The organism is Paenibacillus forsythiae T98, from assembly GCF_000520735.1.
Lineage (GTDB): Bacteria > Bacillota > Bacilli > Paenibacillales > Paenibacillaceae > Paenibacillus_AQ > Paenibacillus_AQ forsythiae.
In genome coordinates this window covers 1-2,657 of record NZ_ASSC01000489.1, presented here as the reverse complement: position 1 = coordinate 2,657, position 2,657 = coordinate 1, and the positions used below count along the sequence as shown (strand labels likewise).

The window sequence follows — 2,657 nt, the reverse complement described above, 5'->3', positions numbered from 1 at the left end:
GGCGGCGCTTCGGCGTCCGCGGCGACGGGGCGCAGCCGCGTGACCGTGACCTCGGGCGGGGTTGCGGCCCGCCCGGCGGGAGGAGCGCCCGCCGATTTCAAGGCGGGCGACAAGGTCTCGCACGGCAAATGGGGCGTCGGCACCATTGTCGCCGTGAAGGGCAGCGGCAACGACATGGAGCTGCAGATTGCCTTTCCGGCGCCGATGGGCGTGAAGCGGCTCCTGGCCGGATTCGCGCCGATCACCAAGGTGGAGTAAGCGTCCGGCTGCGGGCGGCTCGGGCGCCGGAGCGTTGCGAGCGAGAACGCCCGGCGATTAAAGACCCGGCTTTTGGATCAGGCTGAAATATAAAGACACAATTTGGTATGGCGGAGGGATGTCTCAGGCATGGACGCAATGCATACGATGGAAGAGCTTGTGGCGGAGCTGAATAAATATAATTACCATTACTATACGCTGGATGCGCCGCTCATCAGCGACAAGGAGTACGACGCCCTGTACGACAAGCTCGTCGCCCTGGAAGCGGAGAGCGGCGTCGCCCTGCCGGATTCGCCGACCCAGCGCGTCGGGGGCGAGCTGCTGAAGGGCTTTGTCCCGCACCGGCACCTTGCTCCCCTCTGGAGTCTCGACAAGGCGCAGAACATTGAGCAGCTCCGCAATTGGAACGCCCGGGTGCTCCGGCTGGTGAACGACTACAACAGCAAAAATCCCGAGCAGCCTCTTCCCGAGCCGCGCTATGCCGTGGAGCTGAAATTCGACGGCCTGACGCTGAACCTGACCTATCGTAACGGGCGGCTGGTTCAGGCGTCCACGCGGGGCAACGGCGTTACGGGCGAAGGCATTCTGGCTCAGGTGAAGACGATCAAATCGGTTCCGCTGACGATTCCTTTCAAGGAAGGCGTCATTGAGGTGCAGGGCGAGGGCATCATGAATTTGTCGGTGCTTGCCGAATATAACAAGACGGCGGCGGAGCCGCTGAAGAATGCGCGCAACGGAGCGGCCGGAGCGCTGCGCAACCTGAATCCGAAGCTGACGGCCGAGCGGCGGCTGAATGCCTTTTTCTACAATATCGGATATTCGGAAGGCGCAGAGTTCCTGACCCATCAGGAAATGATGCAGTTCTTGCGCGACAATCAATTCAAAGTCAACCCTTACCTGGCCTACTTCGATAATTTCGATGAAGTGACAGAGCAGTTGGCCGACATTGAGGAGGGCCGCTCCAAGCTGGACTATCTGATCGACGGCGCCGTCATCAAAATTACCGATTTCCGCATCCGGGAAGTGCTGGGCTATACGGACAAGTTCCCGCGCTGGGCGGTCGCCTACAAGTTCGAGGCGGAGGAGACGACCACCATACTGGAATCGGTAATCTGGAATGTGGGCCGGACCGGCAAAGTGACGCCGCTGGCGCGGGTCGAACCGGTGGAATTGGCCGGAGTTACCGTACAGAACTGTACGCTTAACAATGTCGGCGACATTGAGCGGAAGAACCTGAAGCATGCGCTCGGGACGCGGGTCTTCATCCGCCGTTCCAACGACGTCATCCCGGAGATTCTGGGGAAGGTAACCGAAGAGAAGGACGGCGGGGAGATCATCTATCCCGAGCACTGTCCGGCCTGCTGTTCTCCGCTGGAAATGCGCGGGGCGCATCTGTTCTGCAACAACAAGCTGAACTGCAAGCCGCAGATCGTTGCGAGAATTACGCATTATTCCTCAAGGGACGCCATGGACATCGAGACGTTCAGCGAGAAGACGGCGGGACAGCTGTATGAGGAATTGAACGTCCGCGAGCCTGCGGATCTCTATGAGCTTACGCTGGAGCAGCTGGTGAAGCTGGAACGGTTCGGCGAGAAGAAGGCAAGCAATCTGCTTCAGGCGCTCGAAGAAAGCAAGGGCCGTGACCTCGCATCCTTCCTGTACGCGCTGGGCATCCCGAATACCGGCAAGGCGACGACCCGGATGCTGGCCGACCACTACCGCGATCTGAACGCCGTGATGACGGCGAGTGCGGAGGAGCTGTCGGCGCTGCCTGATATCGGGGGCATTGTGGCCGAGAGCATCGTTTCCTATTTTGCCGATCCATTCGTGGTGACAGGCATCCGCCGTCTGCTTGAGCTGGGCGTTCAGGCCAAGGCGCCGGAGGCTCCTGCGCCGGTCAGCCAGGATTCCTTCTTCACCGGCAAGACAGTAGTGTTGACCGGAACGCTCCACAGGCTGACCCGGGACGAAGCGGCGGAGCGGCTGGAAGCGCTGGGCGCCAAGGTGACCGGCAGCGTCTCCAAGAAGACCGATCTCGTCATCGCCGGGGAGAAAGCCGGCAGCAAGCTGGCAAAGGCGCAAGCGCTCGGCGTGCCGGTCATTGACGATGAGGAAGAATTAATCCGGCTCCTGGAGGGCGGAGCGCCGGCTTGATATCCAGGCAGCATATTCATGCTTATGCAAGGGGGAGGCCCCAAAGCCATTAATGAGGCTTTGGGGCCTCCCCCTCTTTGCCCAGCGAAAATTAACCCAAGTCTGCCCATATCTTTACATGGCGCAAATACTCCCCCCTTAGACTATATTTGAGTACTTACTACTGGGAGGGTATATAAACAAATGAACAAAGGTCTGAAAAAAGTTGCAATCGGCGGTTTGGCCGGCCTTATCCTTTCCGCTGG

General features: G+C 59.7%; 1 protein-coding gene and 1 pseudogene. Both read left to right on the top strand.

The window, feature by feature from the left end; genetic code table 11:
* Positions 1–258 (top strand): annotated as a pseudogene (locus tag L692_RS28995) (ATP-dependent DNA helicase PcrA); the annotation flags it as partial.
* Positions 259–387: 129 nt separating this feature from the next.
* Positions 388–2,412, top strand: a complete 2,025-nt coding sequence (gene ligA, locus L692_RS0115505) for an NAD-dependent DNA ligase LigA (RefSeq protein ID WP_025701065.1) — start codon at positions 388–390, stop codon at positions 2,410–2,412.
* Positions 2,413–2,657 lie beyond the last annotated feature (245 nt).